Here is a 21,544-nt window from a genome sequence, read left to right as displayed (position 1 = left end):
TGCCATGGCTGTTGAGCAAGAAACTGGTTTTGATATTTTATATCTGGACGCTATCTCCCGGGTAAGTGCAGATATTTGGGATGGCCTTTTTCAGCGCCGGGATCCTTTTGTACGCCATGCTTATTTATCGGCGCTGGAGCAGTCAGACTGTGTTGGTGCTAACACTGGCTGGCAGGTTTCACACCTGGTGGTTAAAAGTCGCCAGGACGGCGTTGTAGCGGCATTGATGCCGCTCTATATCAAGTCTCATTCTTTTGGCGAATATCTGTTTGACTGGTCCTGGGCCGAGGCTTATCAAAGATACGGCTTTGAATATTACCCTAAGCTGGTCAGTGCCATCCCCTTTACTCCGGTGGCGGGTGAACGCCTGGCTATTGCTGATGATTACCGGCTTTACCATCAGCAAATTGCCCAACAGGTAACCCGGGCCCTGCTGGATAAAGCCCGGGAGCTTAACGCGCAAACCGTGCAATGTTTCTTTTACCCGCAGCAAGCCCATACCAGGGCCTTGTTGCAATCAAATAACTGGCTGCCACGACGGGATGTCCAGTTTTACTGGTTTAACAGGGAATACGCCAGTTTCAATGATTATCTTGCAACAATGAGTGCACGTAAGCGTAAAAATATCAAAAAAGAAAGAGATAAGGTGTTTGCCTCGGGGATCCGTTTTCATTGGCTCAGCGGTGCAGAAATGAATGCCCGGTTATGGCAGCAGTTTTTACGTTTTTACCAGGCAACCTATGCTAAACGCTCCGGCCACTATGGTTATTTAAATAAAGACTTTTTCACTGTGCTTGGCGAAACCATGGCGGACAATCTCTTGCTGCTCTTTGCCAAACAGCAGGATAAAATCGTTGCCGCGGCGCTGTTTTTTCGCGATCAGCAAACCCTTTACGGACGTTATTGGGGCTGCGAGCAGGAGTTTGATTTCCTGCACTTTGAAACCTGTTACTACCAGGGCATAGACTATTGTATCCGGCATAAGCTCAACCGGTTTAACGCCGGGGTCCAGGGGGAGCATAAGGTGGCCCGGGGATTTACCCCGGTGTTTACTTATGGTGCTTACCAGATATTACGGCCGGACTTTAATGCCGCCATCGGCGATTTTCTCAAGCAGGAAGATGCCTACCTTGAGGGGTATTATCAGCTGATGCACACCAGGTTACCTTTTAAAGCAAAATAACCCGGTGCTAAGCCGAAGAAGGAAGGCGGGCTTATAGCATCAAGCCTTGGCAGCCGATTTTTTCTTGCTAAGCTTAATCACCCCGGTGATCAGCGCAACCCCGGTTAAAATACAGCCACCGCCAAGCAACATCGAGGTGGTGACCACTTCATTAAGAAATAATGCGCCCCAGAATACGCCAAAGACGGGAATAAGGTAAGTTACCGACATGGCATTGGCCGGCCCCAATGCGGCGATCAACCTAAAAAAGATGATATAGGCGATGCCGGTACAAACGGTACCCAGCAGCACCACCGAAGTAATGGCCAAAGGCGAGGGCATGCTTGTCGGCAGAAAAAATAAACTGACGGGCGCCAATAAAACTGTTGCCGCCAGCTGGCTGCCGCTTGCCTGGGCCAGGGGTTTGATATGGCTTAAGTACCTTTTGGTAAAGTTTGCCGAGATGGCATAACACAAAGCGGCTCCCATCACCGCCAGTACCGGTAACAGGATATTGCTCTCTTCCCCCGGATTTGGCGTGACCGCTATCTTGTCATACATAAGTAAATAAACCCCAAGGCAGCCGAGTATGATGCCAAAGACAGCATTGAGACTGAGTTTGTCTTTAAACCATAAATAGGCAACCAGCACGCCGAACATGGGGGTGGTGGTATTTAAAATAGAGGTCAGCCCCGCCGACAGGGTTAAGGTGGCATAGCCGAATAACACAAAAGGGATCGCGGTATTGAGCGCCCCGACAATAAAGAGTTTCGGCCATTGGCCGCTCAGCGCTTTTTGCTGGCGATAAAGAAATAATAACGGCACTAACAATAAGCTGGCGATCAGGGTGCGCATCGCCATAAACAGCACAGGACCGAACTCCGGGCTGCCGATACGCATAAACATAAAGGAAGCGCCCCAGATCGAGGCGAGCAAGATTAATTCTAAGCCTTGTCTGGCTTGTATACCTTGGGATGTTTTCATGGTTTGTTTCTTTTTTAAATACGGCTTATCAGTCGGCTTAACCGGCGATTTTTTCTATGGCGATAACTTCTGCCCGGGTCAGATCCGTCATCTGCCACAGGATATTAAACTGGTGTAAATGCATGCCATAACGCTTGTCGTCTGCCTGGCCGCTTTTATAGGCCGGGCGCGGATCTTGAGCCAATACCTGGCTGATCAGCTGCTCAAGTTCGGGATAAGCCTTGTGGTACTTCGCCAGATCTTGCTTTGCCTGGCTTGAGAAGCTGATGCTCAGGCTATCGGCAGGGGAGTCTTGGGCAAAGCCAGCACTGGCCTCATACAGGGCATCGGAATAAGGCACATAAGGCTTGATATCAATGATCGGCGTCTGATCCAGCAAATCCAACCCCGAGATCTCGAGTTTTACGCTTTTGTTATCCAACCGGATATCTTCGAGTTTCACCACAGACATGCCTACCGGATTTGGTCTGAAGGTCGAGCGGGTGGCAAGCACGCCGAGTTTTTTATTGCCCCCCAGGCGCGGCGGCCGCACCAGCGGCTTCCACCCTTGCGCCGAGGTGCCGTGGAAAATAAACATCAGCCACAGATGGCTAAATTGCTCCAGTCCGCGCACCAGTTCGATATTATTGGCCTGGCCAGTTAACTCGATATGGCCCTTGGCTGCGCTGACAATACCCGGCTGGCGCGGGATGGCAAATTTTTCTTTATAGGGGGAGCTGACGTAACCTATGATATCCAGGGTAATTTGTTGATTCATTTATTGTCCGAGCACCTGGTAAGCCTTGGCATAACATACCCGTAAGCTGATGCATTGTGCCGATTTTATGTCGGTGCAGCCGGTAAAGATCACCGCGTTGGCCTTTTTTTCATCTGCCTGACGTCTTGCCTCGGTACGGGCGTTGATTTCATCTGCGGCGGCATGATGGGGTTTTAGCTGGCAATCCTGGCCTTCCACCAGGCCGATATATCTGTGGTCCCCGGGAAACTCCTGCTCACTTTGGTAAATTTTAACCCGGGTAGGGGAGAAGTATTCTTTAAAGTTTTCCTCATCCAGGTTGGTGGACACTTGATATTGGCTGCTGCATCCGCCAAGCAGGGCCGCGGCAAGGAAACTAAAGGTGACGGTCAATTTCCGAGATGGTATTTTCCGAGAGAGCATAAATAACCTACTAAATAATTTAAGGCCCTAGTTTACAGGTTTTTCTGCCGCGAAAAAACCGCTACGGACTTTTGTCGCCGGGGGTCATGATCCCGGCGGTAGGTTACTTGGGGGATTTACCGCCGATCCAGTAATCGAATAACCTTGCCAGGCTATTGTTTTTCTGCTTCATGGCTATCCAGTTACGCATAAAGAGCTCAAATTCCTGATCGTTTTTATTGATGGGAAAAGCCATGGCCAAAGGCGGCAGCACAGGTTTGGGGGCTATCACGGTATAATCCGGGTAGAGCAAAGTCCAGGCGGATGCGGCGGCAGCGCCGTATAACATGGCGTCTATATGCTGATATTGATCGCGGAAAAATAACCTCGGGCTGGCGATTTCCCAGGCCTTGCCCCGGGTAAAATATCTTTGTACGGCATTTTGATAAAAGAAGGTTTCCGGTATGCCTATGGTGAGATCTTCCCGTGCGGTAATGTCCTGCCAGCGGACGAATTCGCTGCGGCGTTCATCCTTAACCAAAAACGCCAGCGATTGCTGGCTGTATGGCGCCGTCAGGGTAAATTCCCTGAGGTTATCCGGGATCACCGGGATCCCTGAAGTGATATCCAGGTAGCCGGAAGCAAGCAGGGCAGCCGCCTGGTGATGGTAAATTTTAACAAACTCTATCTCTACCTGGAGATCGGTTGCCAAAAGGTGCATGATTTCAATATCAAAGCCCACCAATTTGCCTTCGCCGTTGTGAAAGGCGTAGGGCAGATCGTCACGGAAATAACCGACACGGATAAAACCTCTTTGCTTGATCCGGGTTAATACGCTGGTAAAAGGCCGGGCATTTAACAGCTGCTCCTGTGCCTGTGGGAGATTGCGGCTCTTGACCTCAGGGTGCAAAAAATCGCGGTTGATAAAGTTGTCGTAACCCTGGTACTGGTGGCCGATTTCATTAAAACCAAAGCGTAAGGATAAAAATAACACGATGGAAACGGCGGGAATAATCATCAGGTTGCGGCCCAGATAGCGCCATTTTACCTTGATGGTGTTATTCATGGCACAGGCGAGCAGCAGCGGCAGGCAAGTGGCGAAGCTCACAGATAAAACCGCAGACAAACGGCCGATGATCAGGTTTTCGGCAACGATGAAAAAGTCAAACATGCTGGCGGACACATTAAATAATTCCAGCAACTTAGGCATGGCCAAGGTACTGGTGCCAAATAACTGGGGTAAACCGGCGAGTAGCAGCATCAGGTAATCCCCCGATGAAATATAGGCGCCGGAAAACCAGGCGGCAAACAGGGTAAAGAGAATTGCCAGTAATTTCCCACCCACCGGCAGGCTAAAGGAAATCGGGATTAAAATACCGGGCACTTTTTCAATATTGGCGTTATGGCTGGTCGATGACGAACTTGCCTGGTTTTGTGCCAGCAGTGCTTTGGTCTTTTCGATCAGCACCGGGATAACAATAAAAAAACTGCCGGTGGCAAAAGCAGTGACCATGGCTTCCCGAAAAGCTTTGACCAGCTGGCGGTAGCTAAAAGGGGTAAGCAGGGCAACGGTGGCGGGCAATACCGCAAATGACAATAGCGCGACTACCAGGGTGGAGCTGATGATATAAACAAACAAGCCGTCAATTTGTGCTGCCTCTATGGTGGCCGCCGCGCGATAGGCGATACAAAAGACCCCGAGCGGGGCAAAGCGCATCACCATATTGCTGATGTTGGCGACCGCCGCCTGTAAGCTGGTTAATACCGACAAAGTATGTCTTTTACCTTTCACCGACATCAGGCCGATACCGACAAAAATACTGAACAGCACGACCGCGGGAATTATGGTATGGGCCAGGGCATAAAAGGGGTTGGCGGGGATCAATAACGCGATCAGCTCCAATTCGTCCGGTGCTTTTATCGCCCCCGGGCTGTAAAAGTCGGCATTTGGCCAGTTTGGAAAAGCAAGCGGCGTTAAAAAGATAAAGATCAGGGCAATAAAGAGCAGCAGGACCAAAATGAGCAGACTTTGTTTAAAGGCTTTACCCGCCTGCAAGGGCGATAGTCCGCCGATACCGACAATCAGGGACAGGGCAATATAGGGCAAGGCGGTCATTTGCAATAAAGTTACAAAGGTGTCGGCCAGCGCGCCGATAGCCGGCACTTCGGTCTGGCTAATGCCGCCGATAACCAGGCCCAATGCCATGGTGAAAAGAATTTTAACAGACAGGGGAAGAGAGCTTAACGGCATAACCAGCTTGAAATAGGTAACAATACAGTGAACCTTAAAAGAAAAAAGGGAAATACACCAGTAAATTACCCTGAAACCGGGCGATTTAAAAACAGGAGAGAACTAATAGTAGTGTGTTTCAGGAAAAGAAGGGATTTGTGCTTGTTAGTTAAGGCTTCGCAAAAAGGGTATATACGTTTTGACCGTATATACCCGAAAGTGTTAATTAGCACATGTTTGATGTAGCACAGGTAGCGCCAACACTGCCCTGACAAGTGTCAGTACATTGATTTGTAAACTGGCCATTACAGGTACCATCAAGGGTCCAAACCGTTACTGCAGCTCCGCCGATTTGTCTGGTCGCTTCGGCAGGTAAAACATTGTTATCCTTGGAAAGGGTTTTTAATTTTTTTTTATTCAAGGTTAATTTCATTGTTAACTCCATTTTAATGTTAAACCGTGTAAAAAATGCACGGAAACATCATAGCAGAAATTAATACCATGTAAATGGTGTGTTGCTTATTTGTTTTTCTATATAGCTGGTGCAAAAGAAAAAACAGGGCTAATAATATCCGACCAGCTCCCTGGTTCATAAAGTTAGTGCTAAGGGCGGTTGTTTACAGTGATGAAACATATTGAAAAATAAGGGCGGCTTTATCTCTACTTGCTAGCGAAAAGGGGACTAAGGTTTGCGGTGTGGCTGATTTTACTGTCGTTGGCTCTAAACGAAAACCGTTTAGAGCCGAAAGCATTATGCTATTAACACTGGTTAGAGGTAGCACAGGTAGCGCCAACACTGCCCTGGCAAGTGTCAGTACATTGACCGGTGAAAGGACCTTCACAGCCTCCGTCACGGGTCCAAACCGTTACCGCAGCGCCGCCTATTTGCATGGTCGCTTCGGCAGGTAAAACGTTTTTGTCCTGAGAAAGGGTTTTTAATTTATTTTTATTTAATGATAATTTCATTGTTAACTCCTTTTTTATTAAATCGTGTAAATAATACACCTTTGGCATCATAACAGACATTAACCATGTGTAAATATTGTCTTTAATTTGTAGCCATAGTGTTTTTAGGTTGTGTTATTTGGTGAGGGGTTAAGCGTAAAGCCTGGGGGAGGCGAGAGAAAAAGCCGGACAGCGAAGGTCCGGCTTTGCTTCATTTAAGTCTTAGTTAACTTAAAACTTGTGCAAACAAGCTTATTTGTACTTCCAGGTAATATTGTTACCGCTAAAGGCTGAGTAGGCATGAATGCCGATATGCCAGGTACCTGCACTTGGGTTGTTGATAGTACAGGTTTCGGTATTACCGTAATCCCATGAACGACAAGAATATGAACTTGTGGTCGGGGCGCTGCCGCTGCGCAGATACAGATCGGCATCACCGCTACCGCCGGTAATATCCACTACCAGCTGAGTCGTGCCTGCCGGGATCTCTTGCTCAAAACGTACCCAGTTTTTGCTGCTGGCAGATAAATTGCTGTGGCTTACTGTGGTCCAGTCACTTGGCGCACCGGCAGTTCTAAAGGCCGCCATGGTGGCTGCAGTTTCATTTAATACCCGGGTATTGTCACTGCGCGAACTGGTGCCGGTGGCTGTGCCGCCGTAAGTTTTGTTCGGGTTAGACCAGAATAACTGACGGGTACAACCTGAGCTACAGTTATAGGCCATCACCGTACGCCAGTTGCCGTTTGGATCCTGGTAACCATGACCGTAAGAGAACGGGGAATTTGTCGGATCATTTTCCGGGTTATGACGGGCACCCTGCAGGTGACCTAATTCATGGCCGAAAGAGTAGTAACCTGTGGCACAGTCATAATCGACGATGGCAAAGGCGCTTGAAGCATTGGCATAAATGGCATCTGCCTGGCCACAGTAACCATTGGTGTCATGTACCAATACCACCATATCGGCGCCATAGGTGTCACGCATGGTATGTACTTCATCCATGTAGCCGTCGTTGGTGGCGGCTAAACGGTTTAAGTCGGTTTCTGAATTGCTGTGCTCGGTATAGCTGACTTGCGCGGTATGCACGATATTGACGCTGGCGTTAACGCCACTGGTGCTGTAACCGTTATTGGTTTCTGTTTCAGCCAGATCAATCAAAGCCGAAATGTTACCGGACAGGCTGGCGGCTTTTGAGGTATAGACGACCAGCACGTCGATAACCGGGTTAGCGGCTAAGGTTGTGGGCTGTGAAGAAGCATCGAAACTGGCACTTGCCGGCTCTACATAATCATCGGCGTGATCTTTAAAGACGTCTTCGTTGATTTGCTCAACCGAGTGATTGCCCTGGCCTACTGAGCGGATGCGGTATAATTTACCTTCATAGCGTACAGTACCGGTCACTGTGCCGTCACGCTCAACTAAAATAGCAGAGTTTTGCTGCTTGGTTAATGCATCGGCATTGCTGTTCAGGCTTAAAAATTCTGAAGAAACTTCACCTTGCCAAATCATGGAGCCGGATTTGCTCATGTTGGCCTTGGTTCTGTCGAACTCGATATTGAGCTGGTCATCAAGCTGGATATTTAAGCTTTTAGTGCTTTGCTTTAAAGCTCCTTTGTTAATGTGAAACAGGCTGCGCTTGTTAACATCTGCCTTTAATGTTTGCACGGCATTCATTTCGGCATTGCTTGCTGGAGAGAATAAGTCAGTCGCTGCCTGGGCCTGCATGCCCATGGTCAGTAACGCTGCTGAGATCACACTAAGTTTAAATTTGTTCATTTTATCTTCCTTTGTATAACAACTATCCTGAGTTTTTATTTTTTTGGATATTCTTAATTGCCACCGTCAAGCAGTGGCTTCTCAACCTGCTTCCGGATATTCATGTAGGTTTAATCAAAATGTAATAAAAATGATTTAGCCTGTTAACATCCGGCAGCGCTTATTACGATAAGTTGTTGATTATTTATGACTAGCAAAAAGGCGACAAAATTTCGCGCTAAAGCGACACGAAAATGCTGAACCAGGCTGAAAGCCGCTGTTTATAAGGAATATTTTGCCAAGAATATTTTCTGTTTTTCAGGGAAATGTCTGAATAAAATGTCGGGTTTTGGCGTTATTTATGCGATTTGTCTGAAAACTGCCTGAGCATAATTTGATCATAAGCTCTCTGCTCATGGTTATTTAGGCGCCAGGCCCATGTCTTCGAGGCGGAGTAAAATGGCGGTTTTTTGTTCTTTAGCTACTGATTGCCAGTGGCAATTTTCCCGGGCACCGATAATGGCATAAAGGAAGTTTAATCCTGTGCCTTCAACGGTTTCTTTTAACTGCTTATAGAGCTGGTAGGGATCGGTGGCCATAAAGTCATCAACGTTGTGGATATCGACTTGTGCCAGAACTGCTTCACTTTTGGGACCAAAACCTTTGAGATCCCTTAATCTTTTTACCATAACTTTGATAGCTAAAGTGAAAAACTAAGTGCTGGGGGATAAAAATGGGTAAGGCAACAGTGGTGCTGCTACCTTACCCTGGAAAGCGCTACTAGCCGGCTTTGGCCTGTTGCTGGGCTTTCTGTTCGGCTATCTTGGCTTTTTTCGCCTCTTTTCTTAATGCCAGGCTTTTCTTGGCATCGCTGCCGATATGGGCTTCACCGCGTTGTTTGGCCAGCTCCATCTGCTTTTCACGCTCGGCATAACGGGCACGCTGCTCGTCGCTGACCTTATCGATACAATGGTGACAGCTGACGCCTTTTTGATAAGCTTCACGGGTCTTGTCTGCTTCGGTGATCGGCATGCGGCAGGCATGACATTGGTCGTACTGGCCTTTATTCAGCTGATGGTCAACGGCAACCCTGTCGTCAAAAACAAAACATTCTCCTTGCCACATGGTTTCGGCTTCCGGTACCTCTTCCAGGTATTTTAAAATACCGCCTTCAAGGTGATAAACTTCTTCAAAACCTTGCTCTTTCATATAAGCGGTTGATTTTTCACAGCGGATGCCGCCGGTACAGAACATGGCCACTTTTTTATGTTTGGCGGGATCCATGTTGTCTTTGACATACTGTGGAAACTCGCGGAAAGTTTCGGTATTAGGGTTTACCGCATTTTCAAAGGTACCGATTTCAATTTCATAATCGTTACGGGTATCAACCAGGAAAACTTCCGGATCTGAGATTAGGGCGTTCCAGTCTTTAGGTTTAACATAGGTGCCGACGACCTGTTTCGGATCTATGCCTTCCACACCCATAGTGACGATTTCTTTTTTCAGTTTGACCTTGCTGCGCTTAAACGGGCAAATGTTATTGTAAGACTCTTTGTGTACCAGGTTGGCTAAGCGCTCGTCGCTTTTTAACCAGTTAAGCACAGTGTCGATACCGGCCTGAGGTCCGGCGATGGTGCCGTTGATACCTTCAAGGGCAAGTAATAGGGTACCGCGTACTTCATTGTCTTCCATAACGGCTAATAACGGCTGACGCATTTGTTCGAAGTTTTCCAGGGTAACAAACTTATATAAGGCTGATACTACATATTGTGACATCTTTTTTCCTACTGCTGATCGGATCGTAAATCCGGTGCTAAAAATTCGGCGCGCATTATAGCCCAGGCATTATTAAGTGTACAGGCCGAAAAAATCTTTGCTAATAACACCTTTCCTGTGTGTCTGTGTTTATCGTAAGGCAACAGCCCGGACGAGTTTCCGGCAAAATCTATTTTTGTTATCCGGTTTATTTTATCTAGGTCTCAAGGCCTAGATAAATTCGGTCCGAAGACAGATCCCGGATAGTTTGGCTTTTGTGACAATGACTGCATTGGGCAAGCGCCCATAACCATAGACAACAAAAGGAGAAAGAGAATGAAAAACACATTATTGCCAGTGACGGTAGCCATGCTTAGCTGTTTTGCAGTTCAGGCGAATGAATCCTTGTCCGATAGCAATGGCGCGCGGTTGCCGGCGGATATGCTTGATATTAAAAGTCAGGCCAATGAGCGCTGGTTCGAGTTAACCGGACAATATGGCGACGTCAATAACATTAAAGCCAAAAGGCTTGCCGACGGCAGTATTCTGGTCACCAAGACACCAAAGTCAGTGAAATCGATGACATTTGATACCTATGACACAGGTAAGGCCGGTGAAAGCGGTTCGCAATTTCAGTTAGTTGTAGAAACACCGGATAAAGCCTCAAAAGGAGCACTCCGGCAAATACAGGCAGGCAGCTGGGGAATGCAGGCACATAACTGTTTCTCCCGTTATGAGGGCAGTACCGGCTGGATTGACAGTTGTTATAAAGTGCATAAATTAAGCGGGGACGGTGACAGTAATTACGATTATTTTCAGCTGGAGCACTATGCCACCGCGAAAGGGAAAAGTATTTGGGGCTTGACCAGTGCAACACTGGAAGCAAGCAAAGCTTCTAACAGCGACAGCATGCAATGGGTCGACTGGAATCCGAGAGCCGATCTGGATGTCGGTAATTGTTCCACCGTAAGTCTGCAGGTAACAGCGCAGGCGGTTGGCATTTCAACCAGCCATAATATTTGCGACAAATGGGATATTACCAAATATTCTACCCCGGGACATTTTAAAAATGAGTGGAAAAGCTCTTCTTCTGCGCAGCGCTCTGAACGGGAAGTGGCGTATATGATAGCGGTAAAAGTGGCGCAAGGTGGCTGGCCGGTGTGGAGCTTAAGTCATAATTATGACACCAGGCTTTTATAGCCGTGGGCAAACCCGGTGAGCCTGCTCCCTAAAACGGGCCACCGGATATGTGCTACCTGACTGTTATTGTGATGTCACAAGCCATCTCCCCTGAGGAGGTTTACAGGCCTCGCAGGCACAGCTTACCTCTCCCTGGTGGCTTTTAGTGCCTGCAAGGCCGGTAACTGTTACTGCCTTGTTGGGGCTTTTTCTCCCTTATTTTTATTCCTTCCCCTGTATGTTATGCGCTCTTTACCGCTATGATGCTATACAAGTTCGATGATCTTGCACGATATGTACAACTGGCATAAGATGCCTGTTCATTATGCTAGTAGGTTCAGGGAAGGACTGTGGTCAGGTTCTTATTTTTAACATTGGTTCCTTTTACAAAGGGGAGATTTTTTATCCGGGCAGTGATTACTGCCGTGTTGTTTTTGACCGCTCTGCTGCCCGGCACGCTCATGGCCGGGCAAAAAACAGCACAGGTTTCCATTACCTGGTCTTACTGGGGCAACCCCTGGGAAGTGCGGGTCAATGAACGCATCATAGAAGTCTTTGAATCAGAAAACCCGGATATCAAGGTTAACTCCCTGCATAAGCCCTGGTCAGAATATTTTCAGCATGTCGATGGCTGGTTGCTATCGGATAATCCGCCTGACGTGCTTTTTCTTACCTCTGTTCAACGTTATATTGAGCGGGGATATCTGGCTTCTCTTGAGCCCTTGATCGCAGAAGATGGTTACGATACCGGTGATTTTTATCCGCAGTTGTTATCCTTGTTCCGGTATCGGGGGGAGCTTTATGGTTTTCCCAGGGATAATGATACTAAGGTCATTTTTTATAATAAAAACCTTTTTGATCGGGCCGGGCTGGATTATCCGCAAGATAACTGGAGTTGGGATGAGTTTTTTACCACGGCCAATTTATTAACCCGGCCGGGGGAGCAGCAATATGGAGTGGCTCATTCCCGCGACTGGTTGCCTATGCTTATGTGGCAAAACACCCTGAGTGCTGCCGATCAGCAGCCTTACTCCCGTGAACATATGGTGAACACCCCCGAAGGTGTTGCCGCGCTTGCCTGGTTTGTTAAGCTTATCCGGCAAACAAGCCCGTTGCAGTATATTGATGTCACCACGTCCGAGGCGGTTCGCTATTTTACCCGCGGACAGGCTGCCATGCTGTTCGGTAATCATGCCGTAGTGCCCGAGCTTTTGCAGTATCGGGGAATTAACTGGGCAGTGGCGGGTTTACCCAGGGGAAAGGTGCGGGTGAATAAAATTGGCGGTGCCGGTTATGTTATCAGTGAAAAATCAGCGAAAAAGGCCGCCGCCTGGCGTTTTTTGAAATGGCTGGCGAGTCAGAAAGGTCAGGCCATTTTTACCGAATCAGGGGCCATGATGCCCTCACGTCAATCGGTTAGTCGCTCCCGTGTGTTCAGCCAGTTAAAAGATCCTGCCCATGCCCGGGTTTTTATCAAGGAAACCTTGCTGGGAATAAAGAAAGTCGATTATGTCAATGACGGGAAAATTGACGATATCCTCAGCAGGCATCTCAATGAGGTTTTGCTGGACAAAGGTGATTTTGACCGGGCAATGCAGCAGGTAAAACAAGATGTTGAAGGGCTCAATGGGGGGGATTAACCGTTTTTTAGATCACCGGCTGTCTATCCGGGCCCGGATCCGCTACGGCTTTATGCTGTCGGTGTTGCTGTCGTTACTGATCGCCTTGTCCAGTTTATATTTTGTCAGCCGGGTGCATCAGCATTATGTGGTTGTGGCCCGGCAAGATCACCAGCTGCACAAGCAGATACATCAGCTACATGTGGCTTTTAGCGAAGAAAATGAACTGATACGTGCCTATCTTATTGGCCAAGATCCGCTTTATCTGGAACAATATTCCCGGGTGCTGGGGCAGTTCGAGCATAGCGTGGCGGCCATATCTGCCAGAGAGTTAAGCCCGGATATCCGCCGGCAGCTGCAGCATCTGGTTGCCGGGCATGATTTATTTATCGGGGAAACCCGGCAATATTTTAATTTGCTCAGTCATGGTTTCCCCAGCAGCGCCTTATTTTTGTGGGAGAAGAAAAGTAAAACATATAAGGCGGATATTCTGTCGGTGATTAAAACATTAACGGCGACTCTGGAGAATGAAGCGAGTGTGCATGCCGAACTTGCCAGGAGTAAAGAAAGAGCTGCCTTCTATATTGCCGCCTTGCTGGCGAGCTTGATGATTTTCTTCAGTGCCCTGGCGGGCATCAAGGTCAGCCAGAGTTTACTGATCCCTATCGATAAATTGTTGGGTGTCACCAGGAGGATTTCCCGGGGAGATTTCAGTGTCCGGTTACCGTCTTCGGGCAAAGATGAGCTTGCGACCCTAATGCTTTCCGTCAATCATATGCAGGAAGGTTTGTCACGATCGAAAAGTGAATCCGGAGCACGCCTGTTGGCATCCGTTAGCCAAATAAGGCAGCTGGAGCTGGTGGCTCTGGCGGGTGAAACTCTGATGACCCGGTTGTATGCCGCTAACTTTTACCCGTTGATCGTGCAGCAATATCAAAAACTGTTTCCGGGCAGGGAAGTGGCGGTTGTACTTTATACTGACGAGCTGCCCGATATCAAAGCAGCAAGTGATCTCTGCACCCGATTGTTTGACAGACTAACGGAGCATGCCGGGGAATATTACCGGCAATTTCATTGTCTCCGGGCGGCAAGCGCGGCACAAGCATCTAGCTTGTGTGAATATATTTGCGATGACTTTCTTTTGCTGCCATTAACCGAAAATGGCCGCTTATTGGCGCTGGTAGAGGTCTATGTCCCCGATATTGACCAGATAGAAGAGGAAGTTGATTTCTCTACGTTATCGGCTTTAAATCACCAGGTTTCGCTGGCTGTGGCTACCAGGGAGCGTTTTATCCGCGATAAATCGCAAATAGCCCTGAAAGAGCGGCAACAGCTTGCCCGGGATTTACATGATGAAGTCAGCCAAACCCTGTTTTCAGTCAACCTGATGGCGAAAACTTCGGGTAAGTTATGGCACAAAGATCCGGAACTGGCGCGTCGATACCTGGATGAATTGGGCGCTCTGACCCAGTCGGCCTTGTCTGAAATGCGCGCCGTACTGAGCGGACTCAGGCCGGATTTGTCTGCCAGCTACGATCTGCCGACTTTGTTGGCCCGCTTGGTTAAACGTATTGAAAAAAGAAAGCATTTTACTCTTTCGAGCGCTATTACAGCGCAGCCTGTGTTGCCGGATAATGTCAGGCTTACTTTTTACCGGGTTGCCCAGGAAGCCTTTAACAATATAGTCAAACATGCAGGCGCTACAGAAGTAAATTTAACCTTGAGCATCAAGGATAATTTATTGAGCCTGACGATCAAAGATAATGGTATAGGTTTTGAGCCCGGACAATGCCATGACAGCTCGCTGGGGTTAATCATGATGAAAGAGCGTGCCAGTGACATTAATGCCGGGCTGTCCATCGTCAGTGTCCAAAACCAGGGCAGCGAGATTAATTTGAACTGGCAGCTGGCCATGAGCGGGAAAACACTCCTGAGCCAGTCAACAAAGGAAATATTAAATGCCTGATAAGCAAATAAGTGTAGTGATAGCCGATGATCACCATGTGGTACGCCAGGGCATAGCCCGCCTGTTGGAGCTGGAAGATGATATCGCCATCGTTGCTCAGGCCGACAATGGTCGCCTGGCATTCGAGTTAATTGAAAAATATGCTCCGGATGTTGCTTTACTGGACTTAAGCATGCCCGGGGGAGGTGGTCTGGAAACCCTGAATAAGATTCAAAGCAGGGGATTAACTACCCGGGTGGCGATACTGACCAGCTTTTCCGGCGAGCTTAAAGTTAATCAGGCGATTGCCTCTGGTGCCTTAGGGTTTATGCTCAAAGATATAGACGGTGATGAACTGGTCGCTGCGGTGCGTAAAGTTGCCGGCGGTGAGCACTATATTCAAGCTGAAGTAGCAGCAAAGCTGGCGGTTGGGCTGACAAAAAAACACAAAGGGGAGGCATTGACCCGGCGGGAAGTAGAAATTCTGGCGCTTTTGGGGCAGGGATTGCGCAATCAGGAGATAGCCGATGAGCTTTTCATCAGTTTAAAAACCGTCAAAGTACATGTCAGTAACCTGCTGGCGAAGCTGGAGTTAAGCGACAGGACTCAGGCCGCGATTTATGCGGTAAAAAATGGTTTTGGCTAAAGCAATATGAAATAAAAAAGGCGAGCCTAAGCTCGCCTGAGAGTTTTTAAAGGGTTCTGGGGTTATTTCACCCGCATACCCGGCTGGGCGCCTTCTTCCGGATTTAAGATCCATAAATCTTTACCGCCGGGGCCGGCGGCCAACACCATGCCTTCGGACATGCCAAAACGCATTTTACGCGGTGCCAGGTTGGCCACCATGACCGTCATCTTACCTTCAAGATCTTCCGGCTGGTAGGCAGACTTGATACCGGCAAATACCTGGCGGGTTTCGCCGCCTAAGTCCAGTTCAAGGCGTAATAATTTATCGGCTTTTTCGACATGCTCGGCTTTGACGATTTTCGCGACACGTAAATCGATTTTGGCAAAATCGTCAAACTGGATTTCTTCGCTAATCGGATCGTCGGCTAACGGGCCGGTTAGCGGCGCTTTAGTCTCAACGGTTAAACTTTCTTTTGATGCTTCTGTCATGGCGTTTACTTTATCCATATCAACTCGTTGCAATAAGGCTTTGAACTTGTTGATTTTATGATCTGTTAATAGGGTTTTATGGCCTTCCCAGACAAGGGTGTCGTTCAGGAAAGCTTCGGTGCTTTCGGCCAGCTTAGGCAGTACCGGCTTAAGATAGGTCATCAGGGTACGGAACATATTGATGCCCAGCGAGCAGATATCCTGTACTTCCTGCTGCTTGCTTTCATCTTTCACCAGCTGCCACGGCTCTTTTACGGCAATATATTCGTTGACCTTATCGGCAAGCGCCATGATTTCACGCATTGCCCGGCCAAAATCACGCCCTTCATAATGGGCTGCGATACTGTCGCCGGCGGCCATCACTTCGTCTGCCAGTGCCTGATTGTCGATGTTGGTGGATAACATGCCGTCAAAGCGCTTGGTAATAAAGCTGGCGCAACGGGATGCGATGTTAACCACCTTGCCGACTAAATCTGAATTTACCCGCTGGGCAAAGTCTTCCAGGTTTAAATCCAGATCATCGATACGGCTGGTGAGCTTGGCGGCATAATAATAACGCAGGTATTCCGGGTTTAAATGCTCTAAATAGGTACGGCCTTTAATAAAGGTACCTTTGGATTTAGACATTTTCGCGCCGTTTACGGTAACAAAACCGTGGGCGTAAACCGAAGTCGGCTTGCGGTAACCGGCGCCTTCTAACATAGCCGGCCAGAACAGGCTGTGGAAATAGATGATGTCTTTACCGATAAAGTGGTAAAGCTCGGCATCCGAGTCTTTTTTCCAGTAGGTATCAAAGTCGATACCGGCCTTGTCACACAGGTTTTTAAAGCTGCCCATATAACCGATAGGGGCGTCTAACCAGACATAGAAGTACTTGCCCGGGGCATTGGGGATCTCAAAGCCGAAATAAGGGGCATCGCGGCTGATGTCCCATTGCTGCAAGCCTTGCTCGAACCACTCGCCAAGTTTGTTGGCCATTTCGTCCTGCAACGAGCCGCTGCGGGTCCAGTCGTTGAGCATTTCACCAAAAGCCGGCAGGTCGAAGAAGTAGTGCTCGGAATCTTTTAATACCGGCGTCGCACCAGAAACCACAGAGCGCGGGTTGATCACCTCTGTCGGCGAATAGGTAGCGCCGCAGCTGTCGCAGCTGTCGCCGTTTTGATCTTCGCTTTTACAGGTCGGGCAGGTGCCCTTCACGAAACGGTCCGGCAGGAACATGCCTTTTTCCGGATCGTACAACTGGGAGATCACTTTGGTTTTAATATGGCCTTTGGCGTGCAGGCGGTTATATATCTCTTCCGACAACTCGCGGTTTTCGTCGCAATGGGTGGAATGATAATTGTCAAAGCTGATATAGAAATCGTTAAAATCCGCCATATGCTCTTCACGCACACCGGCAATCATCTCTTCCGGGGTCATGCCAAGCTCCTGGGCTTTAAGCATGATCGGCGTGCCGTGGGCATCGTCGGCGCAAACGAAATAGACTTCATGGCCGCGCATTCGCTGGAAGCGTACCCAGATATCGGTTTGGATATGCTCTAACATGTGGCCTAAATGAATAGAACCATTGGCATAGGGCAGGGCACAGGTGGCAAGTATTTTACGCTTTGCCGGCGTTGATGTTGACGGCTGTTCCATAGTCTTTTCTACTGACATATAAAGGTTAATATTATTTTGATGGTAATCGTGGGGGGAATGGTACAGAATTTAAGGTCTATTTTCATTAATAATTATTACGTTTTATTCAATCTTTCTTATGCCTGTGGTGATCACGGTTAAATGTATTGCCCCTACATAGGATATAAGGCTGAATAGAACCTATTCTCGGTGGGTTAAATTGTTCGGTAAGTTTTTTTCCAGTAAAGCAGAAACAGCGCTAAGCAGCGATGAGATCAAGCAACTTATTGCGGATAGCTTGGCTGAGTATCGCTCAGACATTTTTCCAGACGGCATTTTGTCCCTGTGCACGGACTTTAATATTTCCTTGCCCGGCAAGGGGAAAAAAATCACCGTGGCGCTGACGGTGCCATTTCCCTGTACCTTTGAACTGGCCCAGGTGGCGGATAACCTCAGTGAAGCGCTGCAGACCGAGGTTATTTTTGATGTTCAATTGCAGGTGAGGCCGGTAAGAAGCCATGAGATTGCCAATGTCGGTAATATTATCGCTGTTGCCTCGGGTAAAGGCGGTGTCGGGAAATCGACGACCACGGTCAATCTCGCCTATGCGCTGATGGCGGAAGGGGCGAAAGTGGGGATATTGGATGCCGATATTTATGGCCCTTCCATTCCTACTATGCTTGGGCTGAAAAACGAAAAGCCCACTTCCAAAGACGGCAAACTCATGACCCCGCTTAACGCACAGGGTTTAGAGGCCATGTCTATCGGCTTTTTGGTGCCGGATGAAGAAGCCACCGTATGGCGCGGCCCCATGGCCAGCTCCGCCTTTAGCCAGCTGCTGAATGAAACCGATTGGTCTGATTTAGATTATTTACTGATAGATATGCCGCCGGGTACGGGTGATATCCAGCTGACCCTGGCGCAAAAAGTACCGGTAGCGGCGGCTGTGGTGGTGACCACGCCCCAGGATATTGCCTTAGCCGATGCCGCCAAGGGCATAGTGATGTTTGATAAGGTGCAGGTGCCGGTGCTTGGCGTGGTGGAGAACATGAGTTATCACCTGTGCGAGCATTGCGGCGAAAAATCCCACCTGTTCGGCCAGGGCGGGGGAGGCGATATTGCCACCAGCTATAGAACCCGGTTATTGGGTCAGTTACCTTTGGATATTGCCATCAGGCAAGATGCCGATTTGGGGAAATCTGAGATAATAGAAAATAGCGCTGGTGAAATTGCCCTGCTTTACCGTAAAATAGCCCGCAATATGGCGGCGCAGTTATTTTATCAGTTAGACAGCCGTAGCCCGAATACCGCAGAAATCGTCACGCTTTAGCTGGCAGGCTTCGGGTATTAAAGTATAAATAGGGATTAAACCAAGAAGAAGACCTTATGAGATTAAGTGATCAGGACATAGAACAACATATTAAAGACGGTAAAATTCAAATTTCGCCGACCCCAAGTGCCAGCATGATTTCCGGGGTCAGTGTCGATATTCGTTTGGGCAATGAATTTCGCGTTTTTCAGGATCATACCGCGCCTTATATTGATTTAAGCGGGCCCAGAGAAGAAATGCAAAAGGCGATGAATTCGGTGATGAGTGAAGAAATCTTTATCCCCGACGGTGAAGCCTTCTTTCTTCATCCCGGCGAACTGGCGCTTGCCGTCACCTATGAGTCGGTGACTTTACCCGATGATATTGTCGGCTGGTTAGACGGCCGCTCTTCTTTGGCGCGTTTAGGTCTTATGGTGCATGTAACTGCGCACCGTATCGATCCCGGCTGGTCCGGACAGATCGTACTAGAATTTTATAACAGCGGTAAATTGCCGCTGGCATTAAGACCTAAGATGAAGATTGCCGCGCTGAACTTTGAAACCATGTCGTCTAAAGCATTACACCCTTATAATAAGCGTAACGATGCCAAGTACAAGGGACAAATGGGCGCTGTTGCCAGCCGTATCAGTCAGGATGAGTCCTCAACGGCTGAGTAGTCCTCAACGGCTGAGTAGTCTTTAACGGCACAATAGCCGGTGATGGCAAAATAAAATGTCTAAATAAAAAGAGCCGGCTTTGACCGGCTCTTTTTATTTACAGGATGTAATGTATGTCATGGGTTCATGGATGAACAGGAATGACGATTTCAGGATGTAATGTATGTCATGGGTTCATGGATGAACAGGCATGACAGATTTACCTCTGAGCTGCTTTAAGCCGGGTTGTTTCCGGCAACTGGCTGGCACATTCCATTAACGCCGCCACCAGCTTTTCCTTATCGTGATGATGGGGCACGGCATCACAGGTCAGATCCCGGTAAATCATATTCACCCGGGGAGAGTATACTTCCTTATCCTGGCAAATCACGGTATCTATCGGCAAACAACCGACATTTGTTTCTATCCAGTCCAGCTTCTCCGGCAAAGACAAGGCTGCCGCCGGGCTTTTCTCGGCGACAATATTTTCGATAAAAACACTGTGGCCGCGCCTTTTGCACAGGGCATTGGCGATATCACGTACCAGCAGCGGCGGGATCACGCTGGTAAGGAAGCTGCCGGGACCGAGAATGATCAAATCGGCATTTTCAATGGCTTCAATACACTGGGGCAGGGATTTCACTAGAGGCGCCAGCATCAGGTTTTTCGGCATGATCGGCATTTCGTCCACCGAGAGCTCGCCGACACGGCAGCGTCTTTGTGGGTAAAAGGCCATTAAATCTGTCGGGGTTTCCGACATCGGAAATACCTGGGTTTTCACCCTGAGCAGACGACGCACCAGTTTAATAGAGTCTAACGGGCGCGATTGCACCTGGTCGAGACCGTATAAAATCAGGTTACCCAGGTTATGGCCGCCCAGTTCATCCTGGCCGTCAAAACGATAGTTAAAGAGTTGGTTGCCGACAGAGTCGTGTTCTACCAGTTGGGTCAGGCAGTTGCGCAAATCGCCCCAGGCGATGGAACTGCTGCGTTTTCTTAAACGCCCGGTGGAGCCGCCGTTGTCTGTGGTGGCGACTATACCTGTTAGTTGATCCCTCATAAATGAAAGTGTCGATAACACCCGCCCTAATCCATGGCCTCCGCCGATGGCGACAATATTTAGCTTGTTTAGCTGCATATAATAGTTGTTACGTGCTCAATGAGGTTGTTTAACCCGTCAAAAATAAGAGTCAACCTTACCTGTAACCGCTATAAAAATAAAGCAAAGAACCCTTACATCGGATTACAGCATATTACACGGCGAGAATTTACCCATGAACTGATGCTTTATTACTTAAACAGGGATAAGGCGGGTTAACGCGTTTTAAAAATATCTACAAGTAGTAAAAGTATAGCCGCTTAATATTGAAAAGAGCTTTTCCATATTCAGGGGGAAAGACTGAGGAAGTTGCGGCTATGGGGCAGGGCGGTATCGATTGTTATGCATGCGTGCTTATTATGATATTTGTCTGCCAATAAAGCGTAGGGGGTAATAACAAGGGTAAAGAAGTTAAAAATGAAGAGCTTAGTATTGTTATTTTAATAGCGGTTGTCTTTGTTTTATTTTCATCTGAGTTAAAAGCGGCCTTAAACAGCGGGTTTTACTAAGGAGAAAGGACAAACCCGGCAAGGGTGAGTATAAAAATCATACACATAAGCGCTTGATTATACAAAAAATAATCAAGATGCTTCTTAACTGAGCACTCAAACCAAAAGATTGATATTTTTCCCTGTTTTTTTGAAATAAGTGTTGACACCAAGCAGGCCTCTGCTTAGAATGCGCCTCGTTTTCAGCAAGTAGGTAGGTCAACTTGCTAAGCAAGAAAACGGGGCTATAGCTCAGCTGGGAGAGCGCTTCGCTGGCAGCGAAGAGGTCTGCGGTTCGATCCCGCATAGCTCCACCATCTTATCTTTTGATAAGGTGTTTAGATTTAAAAGTGTCATCTGTGTCCCTATCGTCTAGAGGCCTAGGACACCGCCCTTTCACGGCGGTAACAGGGGTTCGAATCCCCTTAGGGATGCCAACTTTTAAATCGAAACGAGTACGCATTGAATAGCTGTGTCCCTATCGTCTAGAGGCCTAGGACACCGCCCTTTCACGGCGGTAACAGGGGTTCGAATCCCCTTAGGGATG

The 21,544-nt window shown here is 48.2% G+C and carries 18 protein-coding genes and 3 tRNA genes; 10 read left to right on the top strand and 11 right to left on the bottom strand.

The window, feature by feature from the left end; genetic code table 11:
• Positions 1-4 precede the first annotated feature (4 nt).
• Positions 5-1,183, top strand: coding sequence for a GNAT family N-acetyltransferase (locus QL234_RS25005; protein ID WP_281560483.1), 1,179 nt, complete (start codon positions 5-7; stop codon positions 1,181-1,183).
• Between the two features lie 39 nt (positions 1,184-1,222).
• Here QL234_RS25005 and QL234_RS25000 read toward each other — a convergent pair whose 3' ends face one another.
• From QL234_RS25000 to QL234_RS24960, 9 genes are all read right to left on the bottom strand, one after another.
• Complete coding sequence (locus QL234_RS25000; RefSeq protein WP_281560482.1) at positions 1,223-2,146, bottom strand: DMT family transporter; 924 nt, start codon at positions 2,144-2,146, stop codon at positions 1,223-1,225.
• 37 nt (positions 2,147-2,183) lie between these two features.
• Entirely contained in the window at positions 2,184-2,903 is a 720-nt protein-coding gene (gene tsaA / locus QL234_RS24995; protein WP_281560481.1) for a tRNA (N6-threonylcarbamoyladenosine(37)-N6)-methyltransferase TrmO, read from the bottom strand.
• Positions 2,904-3,305: an Rcs stress response system protein RcsF gene (rcsF, locus tag QL234_RS24990; protein WP_281560480.1), complete on the bottom strand. Its 402-nt coding sequence runs from the start codon at positions 3,303-3,305 to the stop codon at positions 2,904-2,906.
• Positions 3,306-3,408: 103 nt separating this feature from the next.
• Positions 3,409-5,535 carry a cation:dicarboxylase symporter family transporter gene (locus tag QL234_RS24985; RefSeq protein ID WP_281560479.1) on the bottom strand — a complete coding sequence of 709 codons (2,127 nt, stop codon included), beginning with the start codon at positions 5,533-5,535 and terminating at the stop codon, positions 3,409-3,411.
• Between the two features lie 205 nt (positions 5,536-5,740).
• Positions 5,741-5,947: a hypothetical protein gene (locus QL234_RS24980; protein ID WP_281560478.1), complete on the bottom strand. Its 207-nt coding sequence runs from the start codon at positions 5,945-5,947 to the stop codon at positions 5,741-5,743.
• A gap of 326 nt (positions 5,948-6,273) precedes the next feature.
• The gene (locus tag QL234_RS24975) at positions 6,274-6,480 is read right to left on the bottom strand and encodes a hypothetical protein (protein ID WP_281560477.1); all 207 of its coding nucleotides are present in this window, start codon (positions 6,478-6,480) and stop codon (positions 6,274-6,276) included.
• Between the two features lie 231 nt (positions 6,481-6,711).
• A complete protein-coding gene (locus QL234_RS24970; protein WP_281560476.1) occupies positions 6,712-8,235 on the bottom strand; it encodes a pre-peptidase C-terminal domain-containing protein in 1,524 nt (507 codons plus the stop codon).
• A gap of 398 nt (positions 8,236-8,633) precedes the next feature.
• Positions 8,634-8,903 carry a TfoX/Sxy family DNA transformation protein gene (locus tag QL234_RS24965; protein ID WP_281560475.1) on the bottom strand — a complete coding sequence of 90 codons (270 nt, stop codon included), beginning with the start codon at positions 8,901-8,903 and terminating at the stop codon, positions 8,634-8,636.
• A gap of 91 nt (positions 8,904-8,994) precedes the next feature.
• Complete coding sequence (locus QL234_RS24960; protein WP_281560474.1) at positions 8,995-9,990, bottom strand: rhodanese-related sulfurtransferase; 996 nt, start codon at positions 9,988-9,990, stop codon at positions 8,995-8,997.
• Positions 9,991-10,305: 315 nt separating this feature from the next.
• Here QL234_RS24960 and QL234_RS24955 point away from each other — a divergent pair, with 315 nt between their 5' ends.
• From QL234_RS24955 to QL234_RS24940, 4 genes are all read left to right on the top strand, one after another.
• Positions 10,306-11,169 (top strand): hypothetical protein, encoded by an 864-nt coding sequence (locus tag QL234_RS24955; RefSeq protein ID WP_281560473.1) that lies wholly within the window; start codon positions 10,306-10,308, stop codon positions 11,167-11,169.
• A gap of 440 nt (positions 11,170-11,609) precedes the next feature.
• A complete protein-coding gene (locus QL234_RS24950; protein ID WP_281560472.1) occupies positions 11,610-12,788 on the top strand; it encodes a sugar ABC transporter substrate-binding protein in 1,179 nt (392 codons plus the stop codon).
• Entirely contained in the window at positions 12,760-14,733 is a 1,974-nt protein-coding gene (locus tag QL234_RS24945) for a histidine kinase (RefSeq protein ID WP_281560471.1), read from the top strand. Before QL234_RS24950 ends, QL234_RS24945 begins: the two co-directional genes overlap by 29 nt.
• Positions 14,726-15,358: a response regulator transcription factor gene (locus tag QL234_RS24940; protein ID WP_281560470.1), complete on the top strand. Its 633-nt coding sequence runs from the start codon at positions 14,726-14,728 to the stop codon at positions 15,356-15,358. Before QL234_RS24945 ends, QL234_RS24940 begins: the two co-directional genes overlap by 8 nt.
• Positions 15,359-15,420: 62 nt before the next feature.
• Here the strand turns inward: QL234_RS24940 and metG are convergent, their stop codons facing one another.
• A complete protein-coding gene (gene metG, locus QL234_RS24935) occupies positions 15,421-17,484 on the bottom strand; it encodes a methionine--tRNA ligase (RefSeq protein ID WP_281560469.1) in 2,064 nt (687 codons plus the stop codon).
• A 181-nt stretch (positions 17,485-17,665) separates the two neighbouring features.
• Between metG and apbC the strand changes: the two genes are divergently transcribed.
• Together apbC and dcd are read left to right on the top strand one after the other, a co-directional pair.
• Positions 17,666-18,775 (top strand): iron-sulfur cluster carrier protein ApbC, encoded by a 1,110-nt coding sequence (gene apbC / locus QL234_RS24930; RefSeq protein ID WP_281560468.1) that lies wholly within the window; start codon positions 17,666-17,668, stop codon positions 18,773-18,775.
• A gap of 56 nt (positions 18,776-18,831) precedes the next feature.
• Positions 18,832-19,431 (top strand): dCTP deaminase, encoded by a 600-nt coding sequence (dcd, locus tag QL234_RS24925; protein WP_281560467.1) that lies wholly within the window; start codon positions 18,832-18,834, stop codon positions 19,429-19,431.
• Between the two features lie 199 nt (positions 19,432-19,630).
• Here the strand turns inward: dcd and QL234_RS24920 are convergent, their stop codons facing one another.
• Positions 19,631-20,548 carry a gluconeogenesis factor YvcK family protein gene (locus tag QL234_RS24920; RefSeq protein WP_281560466.1) on the bottom strand — a complete coding sequence of 306 codons (918 nt, stop codon included), beginning with the start codon at positions 20,546-20,548 and terminating at the stop codon, positions 19,631-19,633.
• Positions 20,549-21,238: 690 nt separating this feature from the next.
• Here QL234_RS24920 and QL234_RS24915 point away from each other — a divergent pair.
• From QL234_RS24915 to QL234_RS24905, 3 genes are all read left to right on the top strand, one after another.
• Positions 21,239-21,314: transfer RNA gene (locus tag QL234_RS24915), tRNA-Ala, on the top strand.
• A 44-nt stretch (positions 21,315-21,358) separates the two neighbouring features.
• Positions 21,359-21,434, top strand: a tRNA-Glu gene (locus QL234_RS24910).
• Between the two features lie 37 nt (positions 21,435-21,471).
• A tRNA-Glu gene (locus QL234_RS24905) sits at positions 21,472-21,544 on the top strand.

The organism is Thalassomonas sp. RHCl1 (genome assembly GCF_947387555.1).
Taxonomy (GTDB): Bacteria; Pseudomonadota; Gammaproteobacteria; order Enterobacterales; family Alteromonadaceae; genus Thalassomonas.
Note: the sequence above shows the minus strand (reverse complement) of the source record. Positions and strands in the feature narration are given on the sequence as shown.

What these genes read in the sequence shown, in the direction of transcription:
- QL234_RS24985 (WP_281560479.1), bottom strand. Translation starts at nt 5,535, where the DNA reads ATGCCGTTAAGCTCTCTTCCCCTGTCTGTTAAAATTCTTTTCACCATG.
- QL234_RS25005 (WP_281560483.1), top strand. Translation starts at nt 5, where the DNA reads ATGGCTGTTGAGCAAGAAACTGGTTTTGATATTTTATATCTGGACGCT.
- QL234_RS25000 (WP_281560482.1), bottom strand. Translation starts at nt 2,146, where the DNA reads ATGAAAACATCCCAAGGTATACAAGCCAGACAAGGCTTAGAATTAATC.
- rcsF (WP_281560480.1), bottom strand. Translation starts at nt 3,305, where the DNA reads ATGCTCTCTCGGAAAATACCATCTCGGAAATTGACCGTCACCTTTAGT.
- QL234_RS24920 (WP_281560466.1), bottom strand. Translation starts at nt 20,548, where the DNA reads ATGCAGCTAAACAAGCTAAATATTGTCGCCATCGGCGGAGGCCATGGA.
- QL234_RS24975 (WP_281560477.1), bottom strand. Translation starts at nt 6,480, where the DNA reads ATGAAATTATCATTAAATAAAAATAAATTAAAAACCCTTTCTCAGGAC.
- QL234_RS24955 (WP_281560473.1), top strand. Translation starts at nt 10,306, where the DNA reads ATGAAAAACACATTATTGCCAGTGACGGTAGCCATGCTTAGCTGTTTT.
- QL234_RS24950 (WP_281560472.1), top strand. Translation starts at nt 11,610, where the DNA reads ATGGCCGGGCAAAAAACAGCACAGGTTTCCATTACCTGGTCTTACTGG.
- dcd (WP_281560467.1), top strand. Translation starts at nt 18,832, where the DNA reads ATGAGATTAAGTGATCAGGACATAGAACAACATATTAAAGACGGTAAA.
- QL234_RS24965 (WP_281560475.1), bottom strand. Translation starts at nt 8,903, where the DNA reads ATGGTAAAAAGATTAAGGGATCTCAAAGGTTTTGGTCCCAAAAGTGAA.
- QL234_RS24960 (WP_281560474.1), bottom strand. Translation starts at nt 9,990, where the DNA reads ATGTCACAATATGTAGTATCAGCCTTATATAAGTTTGTTACCCTGGAA.
- metG (WP_281560469.1), bottom strand. Translation starts at nt 17,484, where the DNA reads ATGTCAGTAGAAAAGACTATGGAACAGCCGTCAACATCAACGCCGGCA.
- QL234_RS24940 (WP_281560470.1), top strand. Translation starts at nt 14,726, where the DNA reads ATGCCTGATAAGCAAATAAGTGTAGTGATAGCCGATGATCACCATGTG.
- QL234_RS24970 (WP_281560476.1), bottom strand. Translation starts at nt 8,235, where the DNA reads ATGAACAAATTTAAACTTAGTGTGATCTCAGCAGCGTTACTGACCATG.
- QL234_RS24945 (WP_281560471.1), top strand. Translation starts at nt 12,760, where the DNA reads ATGTTGAAGGGCTCAATGGGGGGGATTAACCGTTTTTTAGATCACCGG.
- tsaA (WP_281560481.1), bottom strand. Translation starts at nt 2,903, where the DNA reads ATGAATCAACAAATTACCCTGGATATCATAGGTTACGTCAGCTCCCCC.
- QL234_RS24980 (WP_281560478.1), bottom strand. Translation starts at nt 5,947, where the DNA reads ATGAAATTAACCTTGAATAAAAAAAAATTAAAAACCCTTTCCAAGGAT.